Source organism: Psychrobacillus sp. NEAU-3TGS (genome assembly GCF_029955155.1).
In the GTDB taxonomy this organism is placed as follows: Bacteria; Bacillota; Bacilli; order Bacillales_A; family Planococcaceae; genus Psychrobacillus.
Map to the genome: position 1 here is coordinate 624673 of NZ_JAPNOZ010000012.1, position 19410 is coordinate 644082.

At 38.3% G+C, this 19410-nt stretch carries 18 protein-coding genes and 1 pseudogene; all 19 read right to left on the reverse strand.

The window, feature by feature from the left end:
- Positions 1 to 49: 49 nt before the first annotated feature.
- The 19 genes and pseudogenes from OR571_RS19485 to rnpM all read right to left on the reverse strand — a co-directional run bounded on the left by OR571_RS19485 (position 50) and on the right by rnpM (position 19391).
- Entirely contained in the window at positions 50 to 778 is a 729-nt protein-coding gene (locus OR571_RS19485) for a GntR family transcriptional regulator (RefSeq protein ID WP_282245292.1), read from the reverse strand.
- A gap of 155 nt (positions 779 to 933) precedes the next feature.
- Positions 934 to 3174, reverse strand: a complete 2241-nt coding sequence (locus tag OR571_RS19490) for a DNA translocase FtsK (RefSeq protein WP_282246301.1) — start codon at positions 3172 to 3174, stop codon at positions 934 to 936.
- A 214-nt stretch (positions 3175 to 3388) separates the two neighbouring features.
- Positions 3389 to 5056, reverse strand: coding sequence for a ribonuclease J (locus OR571_RS19495; RefSeq protein WP_282245294.1), 1668 nt, complete (start codon positions 5054 to 5056; stop codon positions 3389 to 3391).
- A gap of 155 nt (positions 5057 to 5211) precedes the next feature.
- Complete coding sequence (gene dapA / locus OR571_RS19500; RefSeq protein WP_282245296.1) at positions 5212 to 6093, reverse strand: 4-hydroxy-tetrahydrodipicolinate synthase; 882 nt, start codon at positions 6091 to 6093, stop codon at positions 5212 to 5214.
- Positions 6094 to 6097: 4 nt separating this feature from the next.
- A complete protein-coding gene (locus OR571_RS19505) occupies positions 6098 to 7144 on the reverse strand; it encodes an aspartate-semialdehyde dehydrogenase (protein WP_282245298.1) in 1047 nt (348 codons plus the stop codon).
- A 78-nt stretch (positions 7145 to 7222) separates the two neighbouring features.
- Entirely contained in the window at positions 7223 to 7810 is a 588-nt protein-coding gene (locus OR571_RS19510; RefSeq protein WP_282245300.1) for a dipicolinate synthase subunit B, read from the reverse strand.
- Entirely contained in the window at positions 7794 to 8288 is a 495-nt protein-coding gene (locus tag OR571_RS19515; RefSeq protein WP_282245302.1) for an NAD(P)-dependent oxidoreductase, read from the reverse strand. The genes OR571_RS19510 and OR571_RS19515 overlap by 17 nt, the downstream gene beginning before the upstream one ends.
- Positions 8289 to 8373: 85 nt before the next feature.
- Positions 8374 to 8610 carry a hypothetical protein gene (locus OR571_RS19520; RefSeq protein WP_282245304.1) on the reverse strand — a complete coding sequence of 79 codons (237 nt, stop codon included), beginning with the start codon at positions 8608 to 8610 and terminating at the stop codon, positions 8374 to 8376.
- A complete protein-coding gene (locus tag OR571_RS19525; RefSeq protein ID WP_282245306.1) occupies positions 8607 to 8879 on the reverse strand; it encodes a YlmC/YmxH family sporulation protein in 273 nt (90 codons plus the stop codon). The genes OR571_RS19520 and OR571_RS19525 overlap by 4 nt, the downstream gene beginning before the upstream one ends.
- A gap of 507 nt (positions 8880 to 9386) precedes the next feature.
- Positions 9387 to 10622 carry a M16 family metallopeptidase gene (locus OR571_RS19530; protein WP_282245308.1) on the reverse strand — a complete coding sequence of 412 codons (1236 nt, stop codon included), beginning with the start codon at positions 10620 to 10622 and terminating at the stop codon, positions 9387 to 9389.
- 107 nt (positions 10623 to 10729) lie between these two features.
- The gene (gene pnp / locus OR571_RS19535; RefSeq protein WP_282245309.1) at positions 10730 to 12850 is read right to left on the reverse strand and encodes a polyribonucleotide nucleotidyltransferase; all 2121 of its coding nucleotides are present in this window, start codon (positions 12848 to 12850) and stop codon (positions 10730 to 10732) included.
- A 299-nt stretch (positions 12851 to 13149) separates the two neighbouring features.
- Positions 13150 to 13419: a 30S ribosomal protein S15 gene (gene rpsO / locus OR571_RS19540; RefSeq protein ID WP_053589935.1), complete on the reverse strand. Its 270-nt coding sequence runs from the start codon at positions 13417 to 13419 to the stop codon at positions 13150 to 13152.
- A 133-nt stretch (positions 13420 to 13552) separates the two neighbouring features.
- A pseudogene (gene ribF / locus OR571_RS19545) lies at positions 13553 to 14499 on the reverse strand (riboflavin biosynthesis protein RibF).
- A gap of 14 nt (positions 14500 to 14513) precedes the next feature.
- The gene (gene truB / locus OR571_RS19550; protein ID WP_282245317.1) at positions 14514 to 15422 is read right to left on the reverse strand and encodes a tRNA pseudouridine(55) synthase TruB; all 909 of its coding nucleotides are present in this window, start codon (positions 15420 to 15422) and stop codon (positions 14514 to 14516) included.
- Between the two features lie 483 nt (positions 15423 to 15905).
- A complete protein-coding gene (gene rbfA, locus OR571_RS19555; RefSeq protein WP_282245319.1) occupies positions 15906 to 16250 on the reverse strand; it encodes a 30S ribosome-binding factor RbfA in 345 nt (114 codons plus the stop codon).
- Positions 16251 to 16272: 22 nt separating this feature from the next.
- Positions 16273 to 16551 (reverse strand): DUF503 domain-containing protein, encoded by a 279-nt coding sequence (locus OR571_RS19560; RefSeq protein WP_142537799.1) that lies wholly within the window; start codon positions 16549 to 16551, stop codon positions 16273 to 16275.
- Positions 16551 to 18791, reverse strand: a complete 2241-nt coding sequence (infB, locus tag OR571_RS19565) for a translation initiation factor IF-2 (RefSeq protein ID WP_282245323.1) — start codon at positions 18789 to 18791, stop codon at positions 16551 to 16553. Before infB ends, OR571_RS19560 begins: the two co-directional genes overlap by 1 nt.
- A 4-nt stretch (positions 18792 to 18795) precedes the next feature.
- Entirely contained in the window at positions 18796 to 19116 is a 321-nt protein-coding gene (locus OR571_RS19570) for a YlxQ family RNA-binding protein (protein WP_093263075.1), read from the reverse strand.
- Entirely contained in the window at positions 19113 to 19391 is a 279-nt protein-coding gene (gene rnpM, locus OR571_RS19575) for an RNase P modulator RnpM (protein WP_093263079.1), read from the reverse strand. The genes OR571_RS19570 and rnpM overlap by 4 nt, the downstream gene beginning before the upstream one ends.
- Between the last annotated feature and the right edge of the window lie 19 nt (positions 19392 to 19410).

Consider the following 19410-nt stretch of genomic DNA (forward strand, 5'->3'; position numbering starts at 1 on the left):
AAACCCCCAATTATTTTCTTTTTTCTTATTAGCAGGAATTTAAAGCATTTTACACCCTTTTCCGAACAACATGAAAGCTAAATTTATCTGCCCGAAAATAATTTTTCGAATACAAAACCACACGATCGTTTTCATCATAATGAAGTTGTTTTAACACAAGCAAAGAAGTTTCCGGTTCACAATTCAAAGTTGGCGAAGCAACTTCATGGTATCCTACAGGGTCTATAAATGCGACCGCATGAGATACACGTATGTCTCCTGATTCCTCCAATGCAGTAAAAATAGAGCCTTCTTCTCTAATGAGAAAATCATTAGGCAAGTAATTCTTTGGAACTTTATCGACACAATACACAACTGGTTCTCCATTTGCAGTACGGACTCGTTCCATTGAAATAATCGATTGCTCTTCTTTACATTGGAATCGCTTTATGTCTTCTTCAGTTGGAAGCGATTGCATAGAACTCAAATAAATAGTACCGGGTTCCATACCAACTCTCCTAATCATGGAAGACACACTTGTAAGTTGTTCAATACCAGACGTGAAGACGGGTTTTGAATTAACAAAAGTCCCGACTCCATGTCGTCTGACAATGACATTTTCTTCTTCCAATAAACGTAGAGCTTCTCTTAATGTTGCACGACTAACACCTAGTGATTTGGCTAATTCAAATTCAGAAGGAAGCTTTTCCTTTTCCTTGAATATGCCATTTTCAATGTCTTCTTTGATACGATCAATCACTCGAAGATATAAAGGACGATGATCTACTTTTATTGTCATATAAAAACACCACCATTTTTAGAGAGCAGACCTCTGATGTAAAACATTCCTACTAATCAGTCATACTATAACACTTTAAAAGTTCAAAATAAATACTTTTATAAATATTTTTACTATTGACTTTACATAAAATTCATGTAGTCGTAATCCTTTTGTCATATATTGTCTTGATCTAAAGAGTTTTTAGTAATAAGTACTTGGCGAGGCTTACTTCCTTCATAAGGTCCTACTATACCACCCATTTCGAGTTGATCGATGATTCTTGCCGCTCTAGAATAGCCCACTCTAAACCTTCTTTGGATAAGGGAAACCGACGCTGTCTGCATTTCTGTCACCAATTGTGCAGCCTCATCATACAGCTCATCTCTATCTATTTGTTCCTGTGATTCTTCCACTTCATCAGGAATCATTTCTTCCTGATAATTTGCTTTTTGCTGTTCAATGACAAAGTCCACCATACGTTCAACTTCTGCATCTGACAAATAAGCACCTTGCACACGTACTGGTTTGGAGCTTCCGGCCGGTAAAAATAACATATCTCCTCGACCTAGCAGTTTTTCTGCTCCTCCCATATCTAATATGGTGCGTGAATCGATAGCAGAAGACACAGCAAATGCAATACGGGAAGGAATATTTGCTTTAATAATTCCGGTAATAACGTCCACACTCGGTCTTTGTGTCGCAATGATCAAATGGATACCGGCAGCACGTGCCATTTGAGCTAATCGTGTAATGGAATCTTCTACATCACTGGACGCTACCATCATTAAATCCGCTAACTCGTCTACGATGACAACAATGTAGGGAAGCTTTGGATGTTTTTCCTCATTTTCTTCGTTCCATTTATCAATATAATCATTATACCCTTCCATATTTCGTGTACCGGTATGAGAAAATAGATCATATCGTCGTTCCATTTCCGAAACAATTTTTTTCAATGCTTGTGATGCTTTTCTCGGATCAGTAACTACTGGTGCTAATAAATGCGGTATTCCATTGTATACATTTAACTCTACCATCTTGGGATCAATCATCATCATTTTTACTTCATGCGGTTTTGCTCGCATCATAATACTTGTGATGATTCCGTTGATGCATACACTTTTCCCACTACCTGTCGATCCTGCTACTAGTAAATGGGGCATTTTATTTAACTGTGCAAGCACGGCCTGTCCTGTTACGTCTCGGCCAAACCCTATGAGTAGTTTTAAATTTGGTTTGTTATTTTCTTCTGATTCTAGTACTTCTCGCAAGCTTACAATCGCTACTTCTGTGTTCGGCACTTCTATTCCAATAGCTGATTTACCAGGAATAGGTGCTTCAATACGAATATCTCTCGCCGCAAGTGCCAACGCTAAATCATCATGTAAACTGACAATCCGACTTACTTTTACCCCAACATCCGGCAGCACTTCATATTTTGTTACTGCTGGACCTAAATGCACCTGCGTAACTTTTGCTTTAACGCCGAAGCTTAAAAATGTCTTCTCTAATTTTTGTGCATTTGCTTGGAGCGCATTTAACTCACCACTTTGATCACTATGCTCAGGTGAATCTAACAAAGTAATTGGGGGCAACTGATAATCCTCATTTTCTAATTCTTCTGTATCCATATTAATCTCGATTGGTTCGCTTATCTCTTCTGGTGGTTCTACTTTTTCTTCTTTTCTCACGATTCGTTCTGTAAAGGCAGAAATAATCGGTGCTGTAACTTGTTCTACCTCCTCTTGGTCTCGAATTGTCAATACTTCCTCGTGAACAGTCACTGATTCTTCTTGGACCTGTTCTTTCTTAGATCGTCTGGAAGTCTTTTTAGCAGGTGCTGGCTTTTTCTTTTTCTTTCTATTCATTAACTTTTCTCTTACTTTCGGTACTAACTCAACAGCTAACGGTACAAGTGCTTTGTCACTCCATAAAATAATTCCTATTAATAGCAACAGCCAGCCGGCAATTCTCGCTCCGGCGGAATCAAATAAAACATGAAAAGAAGCAAATAAAATAGCACCTATTATGCCTCCTCCAAGTGAGCTCGTTTGGTTGGTAATACCCCCACTTTCCACTAGCACACGATAGCTTTCCCGTAAAACTGAATTTGTCATTAATCCTTTTCCTTCAAATAATTGTTGGAAAAGAGCTAAATGACTAAATAACAATAAACTACTTAAAATAAATCCACTTCCCAATAACAGTCGGTGATTCCATGCGGGAAAAGTTTGCTTCATCATAATGATAAGTGCATATACGATAAACATAAATGGTATGGCGATATGCCAGTTTCCAAATAGGAAATACCCCATATAAGCGAGTCCCCGACCTACTAATCCATATTCAAAAAAGGCAATGATGGCTAGTCCTATAATGAGCAATCCGATAATTTCAAACATGAGTGGATGCATAGACTTTTTTTTCGGTGCTGCTTTTTTTGCTGGTTTTCTCTTCTGTTGTGCCAACAATATCACCTGCTTTCTTTAAAAAATGTATAAGTACTTTGACAGAACCCCAAGTGGTACTGTTCCTCTGCGTCTTGGATTGATAAGCTTATATTCTCTTATCTCTTATAAAAAGGGATTTCCCTCCGTGATCGGAAAGGAAATCCCTCTATTATCCATATTAATATTCCATAATAATCGGGATGATCATTGGACGGCGTTTAGTTTGTTGGAATAAATATGAATTTAGCGTATCACGGATTTCTTGTTTTATGTTTGTCCATTCAAACGTTTCTTTATTCACATATTTCTCAACAATTGTTCGAACTAGTCGCGCCGATTCCTCCATTAGTTCCTCTGATTCTCGTACATAGACGAAACCTCTCGAAAGAATTTCTGGACCAGACGCTATTTTCTTTTGGGCGCGGTTCAATGTAACGACTACGATAAAAATACCATCTTGGGAAAGAAGTTTACGGTCACGTAAAACGATATTCCCAACATCCCCTATTCCAATTCCATCAATTAGTACATTACCGGCTTGCACTCTGCCACTCATTCGCATTTTACCATTTTTATATTCGACAATATCCCCTTTATCTGCGATAAATATTTCGGATTTTGTCATACCAATGTCTTGCGCTACTTTCGAGTGAGCCATTAACATGCGATACTCCCCTTGAATCGGGATAAAGTATTTTGGCTTCGTTAAGTTTAGCATCATTTTTAAATCTTCTTGGCTACCATGTCCAGATACATGAACATTTTTGCTAGCAGTTAAAACTTTTGCCCCTACTTTTGCGATTTGGTTCATCGTTTGGTACATGCCAACTTCCATTCCTGGTGAAGGAGTGAACGTGATTAATACAGTGTCTGTGTCTTTAATTCTGATATCTTTGTGGTGTTTACGAATCATTTTTTCAAGCGCCTCTAACGGTTCTCCTTGATTGCCAGAGACAATGACAACAACATTTTCATCTTCATGCTTTGAAATTTCTTTGATCGAAATAAGCGTGTCCTCTTGGACAGTGAAATAACCAAGATCCAATCCAATTTGGAACGTGTTTTCTAATGTTTTTCCAGCAATCGCTACTTTTTTACCTGTTTCAGCCGCTTTATCTAACACTTGTTGAATACGGATAAAATTAGATGCATATAAAGCTACTAGAATACGACCACGTGCTGCGTGGAATGTTTCGGATAACTGGTTTTCAATAACAGCTTCAGAAGTTGTATACCCTGGTCTTTCTGCTTCCGTAGAATCAGATAAAAGAATAAATACTCCTTCTTCTCCTAACCCGGCAATTTTAGCGATATCCGGACGATACTTTCCTTTGGCTGATTGATCAAATTTAAATTCGCCTGTATGGACGATTGCACCTTCCGACGTGTGAAAAACAATTCCAAGTGAATCTGGAATACTATGTGTTGTGTGGAAGAATGTAACATGCGTACTTTGGAAATTCATACGGCTTTTGTTTGTGACTTCAAAATATTTTACCGCTTGTTTCGTAGGTAATGCTTTAATATGCGTTTTTGCTAAAGCAATCGTCAATTTAGAGCCATAAACAGGTGCTTGTACTTTTTGCAATAAGTAGGAAATGGATCCAATTGCATCTTCATGTCCATGCGTTAAGAAGATTCCTTTTACACGGTCCTTGTTCTCTTCTAAATACGTAATATCTGGAATGACGATATCAATTCCAAGCATTTCATTTTCAGGGAACATAAGTCCACTATCTACTACGAATATTTCTTCATCTATTTCTACAACATACATTGCTTTTCCGATTTCTCCAACTCCACCGAGTGGGATAATACGAATAAGCTCATTTTTTACTTTAACCAAATCTTTTCCTCCTATTATTAACCCGACCAACATCCACTAGATTTTATTATATCGAACGACGACGATTCACACAAATAAAAAAAAGACGGAAAGAAAAATAAAATGCCCCGAGCGAAGGGTACACTTTAACTTTCCTCAGTCTTTTTAGTAAAAAATTATTTATTTTTCAAGTATTCTTCCCAAATAAGATCGTATGCTTTTTTCTCGTCCTCTGTCATTTCTACTAGTGGCAATCGAAGTGATCCTACTTCCACTCCCACTTTGGAAAGTGCATATTTGACTACTACTGGATTCGGATGTGCAAATAATCCATTTATAACTGGTAAAATAGCTTGATGAATTTTAGACGCTTTTTGGTGGTCTCCAGCATGAAACGCTTGTATCATTTCTTGCATATCGTCCCCAATTACGTGAGAAGCAACCGAAATAACTCCAACTCCCCCTAGTGCAAGTAGTGGTAGAGTTAATCCATCATCTCCACTATAAACCCTGAAATCATCCCCTGTACCAGCTAAAATTTTAGTCATCTGATCTAAATTCCCACTCGCCTCTTTTGCGATTTGAATGGATGGAATTTTACTTAGAGCGATCATGGAATCCGCATCTAAATTGACAACTGAACGCCCTGGAATATTATAGACAACAATCGGTAATGTTGTCGCATTTGCCACTGCTTCAAAATGCGCAATCATTCCTCGTTGATTTGGTTTATTGTAATATGGTACAACGAGCATCAGTGCATCTACACCAAGCGCTTCTGCTTTTTGCGACAAGTCAATCGATGCTGCTGTATTATTACTTCCCGTCCCTGCAATAATAGGAACACGTTTGTTTACTTTCTCTACTACGAACTTAAAGAGCTCTAACTTCTCATCCGTTGATAATGTTGGAGATTCTCCCGTTGTTCCACATACAACGAGTGATTCCGTTCCAGTAGCTAGTAAATGTTCGATTAACTTTTCAGTAGCGATAAAGTCAATGGAACCATCTTCTGAAAACGGTGTAACCATCGCTGTTGAAATATGACCTATATTCATTTTCTTACACCTCTTTTAAAATACGTTCCTCGATTAATGCTTCTGCGATTTGAATGGAGTTAAGTGCTGCTCCTTTTAATAGATTATCAGACACTATCCACATGTGGAAGCCTTTACTATTAGAAGGATCCTTTCTTATACGTCCAACAAACACATCGTCTTTGTCTGTTGCAAAATAAGGCATCGGATATTGCTGTTGTTCAGGCGCATCTTGCAAAGTAATCCCTTTTGTATTCGAAAGTAATTGTTTCAACTCATCCACTGTTACATTCTCATTATCTATCTCGATATAAACAGATTCAGAATGACCCGTTACGACAGGTACCCGTACACAAGTTGCCGCAATCGATAGATTTGGAAGTGTCATAATCTTCTTCGTTTCATTCATCATCTTATGCTCTTCAAAAGTAAATCCATCTTCCTCAAATACATCAATTTGTGGAATTACATTCCCAGCGATTGGGTAATGCTTCTCAGCGCTTTTTACAGGTAAAATGGCTGGATTCGGATTTTGTTCTTTAATCGCTTCACTTTGTGTTATTAACTCATCAATCGCTGCTGCTCCTGCACCTGAAACTGCTTGGTAAGTAGAGACAATGACTTTATTTAGACCGTATTCTTTTCGAATAGGCTCAAGTGCGGCAACCATCTGAATAGTAGAACAATTTGGATTAGCAATAATTCCTTGATGCTCATGTAACGCTTGTTTGTTTACTTCCGGAACGACAAGTGGTGTGTCTTTATCCATTCGAAAAGCACTTGTATTGTCTACAACGATTGCTCCGCGACTAACAGCTTCTTTTGCCAGGACTTTCGAAATAGAGCCACCTGCCGAGAAAAAGGCAATATCTACTCCTTCAAATGATGCTGGTGTTGCTTCCTCAAGCGTATATGTTAAACCATTAACTTCCACTTCTTTACCTGCAGAACGTTTGGAAGCTAAAAGCTTTAGCTTTGAATATGGAAAGCTTCTTTCTACTAACTTTTCGATAATTTTTTGACCGACAGCACCTGTCGCTCCTACTACTGCTACTGTGTAACCTTGTGACATAAAAGCTCTCCTCCTAAAATCAAAACATATTGGCGATATTGTATCATATTATACATGAAAATACATCTCTATTTATATTTATGATGAATACGTAATGAGTAAAGGCTGTAGCTGTTTTTTCTGAATAGCATGCTCCACAGTAGGGACAATCCTTGTGAAATCAGCAATTAGCGAGTTTGGTTTCGAGTGAGGATTGTCTTGACCGAAAGGTATAAAATAAATATTTTTTGTCGATAAAAGTTTCATAATGTTCATACCATTTAATCCTAATGCATCGTTTGTGGAGATACCAAGTACTACTGGTTTTCCATTTCGTAAGGTCGCTTTTGCCGCCATTAATACAGGCGAATCTGTTTGCGCATTTGCCAGTTTACTAATTGAATTTCCAGTCATCGGTGCAATGACCATGCAATCGAGCGGATTAGTTGGTCCAAAAGGCTCCGCTTCTACAATTTTAGAAATTACTTTACTGCCACTAGCAGCTTCAATTTTTTCAATCCATTCCTCTCCCGTTCCAAAACGGGTTGCCGCTGTTAACACAGAATACGTAATAATCGGCACGACTACCGCGCCCAAATCCGTAAACTGTTTAATCATTGGTATTACTTCCTCATACGTACAATGAGACGCAGTAATACCAAGACCTATCCTAAGATCCTTCAACACTAGATTTTTCCCCCTTCAAAAAAGCCAAATGATTTTGAACCGATTGGGCGATAAGTAAACCAGCATCTTGTGGAAAATACATGCCTGGTAAACTAGTCGCAAGCGCATAATTAGGCGGGATATTTTCCTCAGGATCGAGTAAACATCCAGGATTTGAGGCAAGATCAAAAACTTGTTTAAACAAGGATGCCTGCGTATTTTCTAACCATTTAGATGGTATGGTATTGATCAAATAGGCGGACTTACTTTTTTGTTTATCCAATACATTATCTAATGTCTCTATATCATAACCATAACTTTTTGCTTCAAATAATTGATGCTCGGAGCGCACTGAAATGACCACTTTTGCACCTAAGTGATGCAAAGCATGTGCAAGTCTTTTCCCTACTCTCCCGTAGCCTGTAATGATAAATTGCTTATTATAGATTGCTTGTTTTTCATGCGTATAAAAATAATTAATAAATCCTTCCGCAGTCAAATTCGCATTATCCCAAATATATTGCTCATCTTCTAAATAGGAAAAAACTTCGACGTCTTTTCGCTCTATTTCTTGATCGATTTCTTTATTTTTTTGCCAACAAATAGGACTTCACATGAGGCTGGTAGTATAAAGGGCATTCCATTTTAAGCGGGTGAATCGGCAGAAATACTATTTGTGGTTCAAATTGATCGATTGCATTTTTTAGTTCATCATCCCACGTCATCGTGGCAACTAATTTTGTATTTAAGTCTTTACTAATTGCAGTGTGAAAGTAGGATAAGCGTAGATCAGTTCCAATAATGACACACTTTTTTTTCATGAGTAATCACTTGCTTCACTGGAGGAATCTGTTTCATTGAATAAAATACGATCTTTTCCAATAAGGATAATTTCTTTCCAAGCAATAAATTCTTTTTTCTTATTTGTTTTATTAGCCTGGAAAAAAGATGTCGTCTTTTGAAATACTTCAAAGCCTTCTATTTTACCGGTTTTTGGATTAAAGAGTAGTTCTGTGTCCGCTAACTTTCCGTATCTCGCACCGTCTCTAACTTGTATCAACTCTTTTTCTGCCAGTTCCGAAAGTAACAATCATTTCCCTCCTTATTTCTTTCTATTTATGTATATGCGCATTTTTGAGCAAAGTGAATAAGAAATAAAGCAATCCCGCTTTAGTGGATCTTGGTGTCGAAAGTTTAGCTGGGGTGGATGGCGGTAAATGGGGTAGAGGAATTGCTTACTGATCAGATTCACTGAATAGTGTGATGCCATGCCTGTGGATAGTATCTGGCATAGCAAAAATTCTCGCGATTATATTTGAATATCCAGAAACTGGATTAGAGCAACCAACTAATCATTGAAAGCAATCAATTCTAGTCGGAAAGCAACTAAATTGCCGAGGAAAGCAACCAATTCTTACTATAACAAGTTTACTTAGATTGAAACGAAGGTAGAATGGGACTCTCTATTGTAAACGTTGTGCAAATGCCCCGTAATGTTGCGCGTTTGAAGGAGAACTTTGCGCAAATATACTCCAATGTTGCGAGTATGGCAATATATGTTGCGCATTTATAAAATGTCACCTTAAAAAAAAGCCGATCACGATTGATCGGCGTTTTTAGGCATGATAATGGAGATTGCAGGTTTGTGTGAAAAGATTTCTTTTGCTAAATCCATTACAGAAGTTAGCGTAACTTCATCTATTGTTTCACTCACTTCATCAAGTGAACGATGTTTTCCATATAATAACTCATTTTTACCATTGCGACTCATCCGTGCATTGGTACTTTCTAAGCCTAGTAATAGATTTCCTTTTAGCTGCTCTTTTGCACTGGATATTTCGGTTTCTGTTAATCCATTTTGAATAATGGTTTGAATGGTATCGTTAATAGAAGACTGCAATTCGTTTAACTGATTGCTAGAAGTACCACCATAAATCGCAAGTATCCCTGTATCCTCATAGGAAGAATGATAGGAGTAAATGGAGTATGCGAGCCCTTTGTCTTCTCGGATTTCTTGGAATAGTCTGGAGGACATACTTCCACCTAAAATATTGTTCAGGATGACTAAGCTATAAATATTGTCTGCCTTCACCCCTAGTCCAGGGTAAGCTAAACATAGATGCACTTGTTCTGTTTCTCTACTATTTTGTGTAAAAATGGGTTTCATCACTGGAGTAGCAAAGTCCGCTCTATCCTGTGATTTCTTATACGTGAATTGACCAAATAGCGATTCAATATATTCGGTGAGACCTTCTGGAATATTACCTGCTATGGAAATAACAACGTTTTCTGGAGTGTAGTGCTTTTCCATATAGGATAAAATCGTTTCTTTCGTAAAGCTATTCAGCGTTTCCTCTGTTCCTAAAATAGGTGCACCTAGTGGATGATCGCCGTACATTTCTTTCCATAAATACTCATGGACGATATCATCTGGTGTATCTTCTACCATGTTTATTTCTTCTAAAACGACTTGGCGTTCCTTTTCAATTTCGATTGGGTCAAATACCGAGTTAAAGAACATGTCTGCAAGTATTTCAACTGCATGTGATGCATGATGATCCAATACTTTTGCATAATAACAAGTATTTTCTTTTGAGGTAAATGCGTTAATATTTCCGCCAATACGATCGAATTCTTCCGCTATTTGTTTAGCGGTTCTTTTATTTGTTCCTTTAAACAACATATGTTCAATAAAATGTGTTAAACCGTTCTCTTCTGGAAGCTCGAACCTAGAACCGGCTTGCACCCATATTCCAACAGCTACGGAACGTACATGAGGAATCTGTTCTGCAACAATTCGAAGCCCGTTATTACAAGTAATTTTCTTTATCAATATTACACCTCTGTCTATGTTATTCATTAAGTTATTCATGTATTAAAAAAAGTTGCCGTAGTAATAAATGCTACGGTCAACCTATTTTATCACATTAAACTATTTATTTATTGCTGTTCTTTTTGCTCTTCACGTTCTTTTTCTTCTTTTAATACAACTTTACGTGATAAGTTTACGCGACCTTGATTGTCAATTTCGATTACTTTTACTAGAAGTTCGTCTCCTAGTTTAAGCACATCTTCTACATTTTTCGTACGTTCTTCTTGAATTTCTGAAATGTGTAGGAGACCATCTTTTCCGTTGAATATTTCTACGAAAGCACCGAATTTTTCAATTCGTTTTACTTTTCCTAAATAATATTCGCCTACTTGGGCTACGCGAACGATATCTTCAATGATTTGTTTTGCACGTGCAATCATTTCTTCATCTGGAGATGCAATATAAATTGTACCATCTTGTTCTGTATCAATTTTTACGCCAGTTTCATCAATGATTTTATTGATCTGTTTACCACCAGGTCCGATTACATCACGGATTTTGTCTGGATTAATTTTGATCATTGTAATTTTTGGTGCATATTTAGATAATTTCTCGCGTGGTTCTTGAATTGTTGCAAGCATGCTTTCTAAAATCTGCATACGACCAATTTTCGCTTGTTCTAATGCTTCTTCTAAAATGGCTTTAGATAATCCGTCGATTTTAATGTCCATTTGAAGTGCCGTAATCCCTTTAGAAGTACCTGCAACTTTAAAGTCCATATCTCCTAGATGATCTTCCATCCCTTGAATATCGGTTAAAATCGTGTAGTTTTCGCCTTTTTTCACTAGACCCATTGCAATACCTGCAACAGGAGCTTTTAGTGGAACGCCGGCATCCATCATCGCAAGTGTTGATGCACAAATACTAGCTTGAGATGTAGAACCATTCGATTCTAATACTTCTGCTACTAAACGAAGTGTATATGGGAAATCCGATTCGTTTGGAATTACTGCCTCTAATGCACGCTCACCAAGGGCACCATGTCCGATTTCACGACGACCTGGAGCACGAATTGGACCTGTTTCCCCAACGCTAAACTGAGGGAAATTGTAATGATGCATGAAACGTTTTGTTTCTTCTAAACCAAGACCGTCGATAATTTGTACATCGCCAAGTGGCCCTAAAGTACAAATACTCAATGCTTGTGTTTGTCCACGCGTAAATAAGCCTGAACCATGTGTTCTTGGTAAAATGCCAACTTCAGAAGAAAGCGGACGAATTTCTGCTACTCCACGACCATCTGGACGTACTTTTTCTTCTGTGATCAATCGGCGAACTTCTTCTTTCACCATTGCATCTAAAATTTCTTTTACTTGTTTTAACGTTGCTTCATCTGCTTCTTTTTCAGTATATTGCTCTAATACTTCATTTTTTACTTCCGTAATAGCATCTTCGCGTGCATGTTTTTCTTGTACTTGAATAGCTTGTACAAGTTTTGTTTCGCAAATGCCTTTTACTTCCTCAAAAAGCTCTTTGTCTAGCTCAAAAAGAGGAATTTCTTTTTTCTCTTTTCCAATTTCAGCGACTACTTGTTCTTGGAACTCAATCAATTTAATGATTTCGCTATGACCAAACATAATTGCTTCTAATACGACTTCCTCCGAAACTTCTTTCGCTCCAGCTTCCACCATATTAATCGCGTCTTTTGTTCCCGCAACCGTTAAATCGAGTGTACTTTTTTCCATTTGTTCAACAGTTGGGTTAATAATGAATTCTTCCCCTATTAATCCCACTTGAACACCTGCAATTGGTCCATCAAATGGAATGTCTGACACACTAAGTGCTAAAGAAGAACCTAGCATAGCTGCCATCTCAGATGAGCAGTTTTGATCCACGGACATTACGATGGAGATTACTTGTACTTCATTGCGGAAACCATCTGGAAATAATGGTCGAATAGGACGGTCGATTAAACGACTAGTTAAAATCGCTCTTTCAGAGGGACGTCCTTCTCGTTTAATAAATCCACCAGGAATTTTACCAACAGCGTATAATTTTTCTTCATAATTCACTGTTAATGGGAAGAAATCTAAATTTTTCGGTTGTTTAGAAGCAGTTGCAACAGATAATACACTTGTATCCCCGTATCTAACTAGTACTGCTCCATTTGCTTGCTTTGCAAGTTGTCCAATTTCTACTGATAGCGGACGCCCTGCCCATTCGTACGTAAACACTTTCTTTTCACTCATTTAATCTAAACTCCTCTCAACGTCAAAACTGCTTGAAATAGCGTATATAAAAGTTATATGTATCATAAGTAGTGTATCAAAAAAACTCAAACTATGCGAAGTATTTTACGCGCAAGCACCTATGTTAGCGGAATACAGTCTAAGCTATCGACATTTTGTCGTAACTGCTGTATAACTTACTTTCTATAGGAGCCTTTCACAAGTAAATAAGTGTAGATTTACCCATCCACGCAGCACAAGTTTATAGTTTCATAGACAAAAGAAAAAGCGGGATAAATCCCGCTTTCTTAGGTGGTATCTTATCGACGTAAACCAAGTTTTGCGATTAGCTCACGGTAACGTTGTACTTCGTTTTCACGTAAGTATTTTAACAAGTTACGGCGACGTCCAACCATTTTGAATAGACCACGACGTGAGTGGTGATCTTTCTTGTGTGTACGTAAATGTTCGTTTAAAGAATTGATTTCTTCAGTAAGGATTGCGATTTGAATATCTGCAGATCCAGTATCGCTTTCGTGAGTTCTGAACTCAGCGATCAATTCGTTTTTACGTTCTTGAGTAATTGCCATGTTTGTTTCCTCCTAAAATTCATAATATCCCCTGTTCCTGAGCAATCGTTGGAGAATCGAAAAAGCCAAGGAAAGGTTGAGTACAATTTTGTACTTTTACAGAATAACATATTATTTTATACGAAGCAACAAATTATGCTTGTCCGAAATAATCGATTGCTACTAATTTATCCTTTGTAATTTGTGCTTTTAATTCATCTATTCCATTGAATTTTTGCTCCGAGCGAATTCGCTTATACCAATGTACGACAACTTCTTCCCCGTAAATAGATTGATCAAAATCAAAAATATGTACTTCAATCGATAGCTTTTTTCATCGGGATTATTAAACGTCGGCTTATATCCAACATTACAAACTCCCTCATACCATTTTTCTTGAACTCGAATTTTCACGGCGTACACTCCAGTTGCGGGTGTGTATTGCCCTTCAGTCGGTTGGATATTGGCGGTTGGGAAGTCGATTGTTCTCCCTCGTTTATCTCCATGAACAACAACCCCGGATAACATGAAAGGTCGTCCTAGTAGTTCTTTTACGTTTTCCATATTTCCTGCTTTTAGCTCTTCTCTTATTCTAGTAGAGCTAATTTTCTCTCCGGATAGTTCTTGTTTACCAACGACAGTGACGGTATATTTACCCTCTGAAAGCTGTTCCATGTCTTCCATCGTTCCTTTCCCAAATGCTCCAAATGAAAAATCAAAGCCTGCAGTAACATGCTTCACATTTGCTTGTTTGAGAAACGATTCGATAAATTCGGCAGGAGTAAGTCTCGCAAAGTCAGATGTAAAACGCACAACAAAAACAGCATCTACTTGCAGCTCTTTTAATATTTCTATTTTTTGTTCAAGTGGAGTAATATAAAAAATTTGTTCTTTTCTGCCTCCAAGAACTAACGATGGATGCGGATCGAAAGTCATGACAGCCGTTTTAATATTTCGTTCTTTTCCTTTATTTAAAGCTTCTTGGATGACCGCTTGATGACCAGCATGTACTCCATCAAAGAAGCCAATTGCTAAAGCATAGGCATCATTTGTTTCGTTTTTAAATAAATGGTTCGGGTAAGATACGTGATATACTTCCATACTAATCTCCTTTTTTAAGCTGAAAACATTTTTTCTGGTTTCATCATACCATCTTTTGTTGGATGTTTAATATAAATAGCAATCGGATTGGAATTTATAACGTATACAATTTTATCATTCGATTCTAATAGTGGATGAGATTCTATTACCTGGCCGTTCAAGATACTCTTTTTGGTTTCTTCTGTTATTTCGATTGTTGGCCAATGGCCGAGCGCCTCTTTCAAGGGTAAAATAGCATCGATTAACTGATCATTCTCGACTGCTTGTTGTACTTCTTGTAATGTTAAGCATTGTTCTTTCGTAAAATTACCTGAGGTTGTTCGTACTAATGAAGCCATATGGGCAGGATAGCCAAGTAGCTCTCCAATTTGCACGGCAAGTGTACGAATATACGTCCCTTTGCTGCATCCTATTTCGATCGAGAACGTAACATTTTCTCCGGAAAATTCTTCTTGTTCATCAAGCAAGTTCAGCTTATAAATCATTACTTTTCTACTCGGACGTTCTACTTCTTTTCCTTCTCTTGCATATTCATATAGTTTTTTACCATTCACCTTCACAGCGGAAAACATCGGAGGGGTTTGAGTAATTTCACCAGTCAGTTGTTTAAGAACTTCTAAAATTTGTGCTTTTGAAAAGTGCTTTTCTTCCTTATTTTGTTCGATTACTTCTCCGTCTGCATCTTCTGTGGAAGTAGATGAACCTATCGAAACGGTTGCTATATATGTCTTACCTTCATTCATAATATATTCTGATACCTTTGTTGCTTGCCCTAAACAAATAGGAAGTACACCTTCTACACTCGGATCTAATGTTCCTGTGTGACCGATTCGTTTCATTTTTAACAATTTGCGTAGTTTAAATACGCAATCGTGAGAAGTCATTCCTTTTTCTTTCCATAATGGAAGTATACCTTCGTACATATCGTTCACCTCTTGGATCAATAATAATATCAAATTCGTTATAGTGCGTAACATAAAGTGACCACGAGCCTTCGCGCTTGCCGCACCTTGCATGAGCCAACTCGTGCTGCGCCCGAGTGGGTCTCATGACTTCGGCTCATGCGGCTCGGCGCGCTACGGCATAAGTTGCCATTTTCTAAAAAGGTGTCGTCTTATTTAGGCAATTGTAAGCTGCTACACAATTAATTAAACGCTTATTCACACTTATGTGTGCTAAGTTCGAGAGACGATACTAAATAGCTGGCGAGTTCTCGTGGATTGTAGCGAAAGGGCGGCGACTCCAGCGGGAATAGCGTTAGCCGAAGACCCCGCAGTGCAGCGAGGAGGCTAAGGCAACGCCAGCGGAAAGCGTCCGCACTGTAGTGGAAATCCCAATTATATCTAATTATGCTCAATAAAGAACAAAGAAGTCTGCTCATTTTGTTAAGCAGACTTCTTTGTTTTTTACTCTTCGGATGATTTGTTGATCTGTCTTAGTAAATCATCTATTCGATTACCGTAAGCTGCAGACTCGTCAAATTGAAATAACAGTTCAGGCGTGATACGTAATCTAATACGTTGTCCGATTTCCGAACGGATAAATCCTTTTGCTTTTTCTAAAGCTTTTAACGTATCTTCTTTGTTTCCATCAAGGACAGTTACATAAATTGTCGCTTGCTGTAAATCTCCTGTTACTGCAACATCTGTTACCGTAACAAAACCGATACGAGGATCTTTTAGTTTTCGGCCAATAATCTCGCCTAGCTCTTTTTTCATTTGTTCTGCAACTCGGTTAGCGCGCATCGACATGATGGCTACACCTCATTTTCTATCATAAATGTTCTTGTCTTATATCAATGCATTCCCATTCCGGAAAAGATTCTAAATGGTTGATCGCATGAGTAAGCTCCCGCTTTGCAGCATCCTTCCCAGATGCAACACATACAATCCCAATAGTCGTCCGCTGCCATACATCTTGATGATCAATTTCCGAAATGGAAACATTGAACTTTTGTTTCGTGCGAGAGAGCGTTCGTTGAAGAACTGCTCTTTTTTCTTTCAAGGAATGTGCAGTAGGAATGAGAAAATCACACTCTGCATATACAATCATTATCGTTTAATCTCTTCCATAATGTATGCTTCGATAATGTCGCCTTCTTTTATATCATTGAAGTTTTTAATCGTAATACCACATTCGTATCCTTTAGCCACTTCTTTTGCATCATCCTTGAAACGTTTTAATGTATCTAATTCGCCTTCAAAAATAACGATAGAGTCACGGATAATACGAACACCGCTGTCTCTTGTTATTTTACCTTCGATTACATAAGAACCAGCAATCGTTCCCACTTTCGATACTTTAAATGTTTCACGAACTTCCGCTTGACCAATAATTTTCTCTTGGAATTCAGGATCAAGTAATCCTTTCATCGCAGATTCAATTTCTTCGATTACTTTATAAATAACGCGGTGTAAGCGAATGTCTACGCCTTCTTGGTCCGCTGCACGTTTAGCATTTGTATCTGGACGTACATTGAATCCGATTACGATTGCGTTAGAAGCAGCAGCAAGCGTAATATCTGATTCAGTAATAGCTCCTGCACCAGTGTGAATGATTCGAACATTTACACCTTCTACTTCAATTTTCATAAGAGAAGCAGCCATTGCTTCCACTGTACCTTGTACGTCTGCTTTTACGATTAAGTTAAGTTCTTTCATTTCCCCTTGTTTCATTTGATCAAATAAATTGTCTAATGTCACACGAGCTTTTTCAGAGCGTTGGTTAACTTGCGCATGAGAAGCACGTGTTTCCCCAACTTGTCGAGCAGTTTTCTCGTCTTCAAACACGACGAAACGGTCACCCGCTTGTGGTACTTCATTTAACCCCGTAATTTCTACTGGTGTGGATGGTCCTGCTGATTTAACACGACGTCCTAAATCATTCACCATTGCACGTACACGCCCATATGCATGACCTACAACAATCGGATCTCCGACATTTAGTGTTCCATCCTGTACTAATAGTGTTGCAACTGACCCTCTTCCTTTATCAAGTTGAGCTTCAATTACTGAACCTATTGCAAGACGTTTTGGATTTGCAGTTAGTTCTCCAACTTCCGATACTAACAATACCATTTCCAGCAGGTTATCAATTCCTTCACCTTTTAATGCAGAAATCGGAACGAAAATCGTTTCCCCTCCCCATGCTTCAGGAACTAAACCATGTTCAGTTAGCTCTTGCATTACACGGTCTGGGTTTGCAGCTGGTTTATCCATTTTGTTTACTGCAACGATAATTGGTACTTCCGCAGCTTTTGCGTGATTGATCGCTTCAACTGTTTGTGGCATTACACCGTCATCTGCTGCAACTACAAGAATCGTAATATCCGTTATTTTAGCTCCACGTGCACGCATTGTTGTAAACGCAGCATGTCCTGGTGTGTCTAGGAATGTAATCTTTTTGCCGTTTTCTACAACTTGGTAAGCACCGATATGTTGTGTAATCCCACCTGCTTCACCAGCCGTAACTTTCGTATGACGGATGGAGTCTAGTAAAGTTGTTTTACCGTGGTCAACATGTCCCATAATGGTTACAACTGGTGGACGTTCTGTTAAGTTCGCTGTGTCTTCTTCAGAGTTTTCGAAGTGTACTTCTAAATCGGTAATATCGATTTTTATTTCCTCTTCTACTTCTACCCCGTAGTCTGCACAAATTAACTCGATTGCATCCTTATCCAATTCTTGGTTAATCGTTGCCATTACACCAAGTAAAAATAATTTTTTAATAATTTCTGCTGGTTCACGACCAAGTTTCTTCGCTAATTCCATTACTGTTAATGACTCAGTAAATGTAATTTTTTCAGGAAGCTCTCTTTCTTTTCTTGGTACTGGCGGTTGAACAGGCGTTGTTGGGCCTTTTCTTCTTTTTTGGAATTTTTGACCTGGTCTGTTTTGTCCACCTGGTCTATTTTGGCCGCCTGGTCGGTTATTTCCGCCTGGGCGATTATTGTTATTAAAAGGCTTTTTATCTTTTGATTGGTTGTTTGAACCTTGGCTAGCATTCCCTTGAGACGGTCTTGCTGCTCCTTGGTTTGCCGGTCTTGATTGGTTTTGGTTTACTGGTCTTGATTGTGAATGGCCAGCTGGTTTTGCTTGTGATTGATTTTGAGCTGGTTTGCTAGGTTTAGCGGTAGACTTTTTATAAATACCGTCTAGTTTTTGGACAGCATCTCCTTCAAGCATCGCCATATGATTCTTCACTTGAATATTAAGTTTTCCTAGTTGCTCTATAACTTCTTTACTCGATTTATCTATTTGTTTCGCGTATTCATGAACTCTGATTTTAGTCATTCGCTCACCCCCGGTTATATTCGTTGAGAAGGCCGGACAGTTTTTTAGCGAAACCGTCATCCATAATGGCTATTGCCACCCTGGCCTCTTTTCCCGTCGCATGTCCGAGATCGTGCCGGTCTCCAAAGACATGCAGCTCAACGTTAAAAGATGCACATTTATCATTCAATTTTTTCGCTGTATTGTCAGAAGCATCGGATGCTAAAATGACAAGTTTTGCTTTTTTGCTTCTAATTTCTTTGACGACTAGCTCTTCACCAGATATCGTCTTTCTTGCGCGTGTTGCAAGTCCAAGTAGTTGGGTAATCTGCTGCTCTATCGTCATTTCAGTTTTTCTCTTTCAATGATCACGATCAATTCATCATATATTTCATTTGGAATTGAAGCTTCTAAATGATTGGCTAGCGAATTTTTCTTTTTCGCTTGGTTTACCGCTTCGATCGTTTTAGATACGTATGCGCCACGACCTGATTTTTTTCCAGTCAAATCGACCGTAACTTCGCCTTCTTTTGAACGAACGATGCGAATCATTTCCTTTTTCGGGAACATTTCACCAGTAGCAACACATTTACGTAATGGTATTTTCTTTTGAATCGCCATACAAGCTCACCATCCTTGC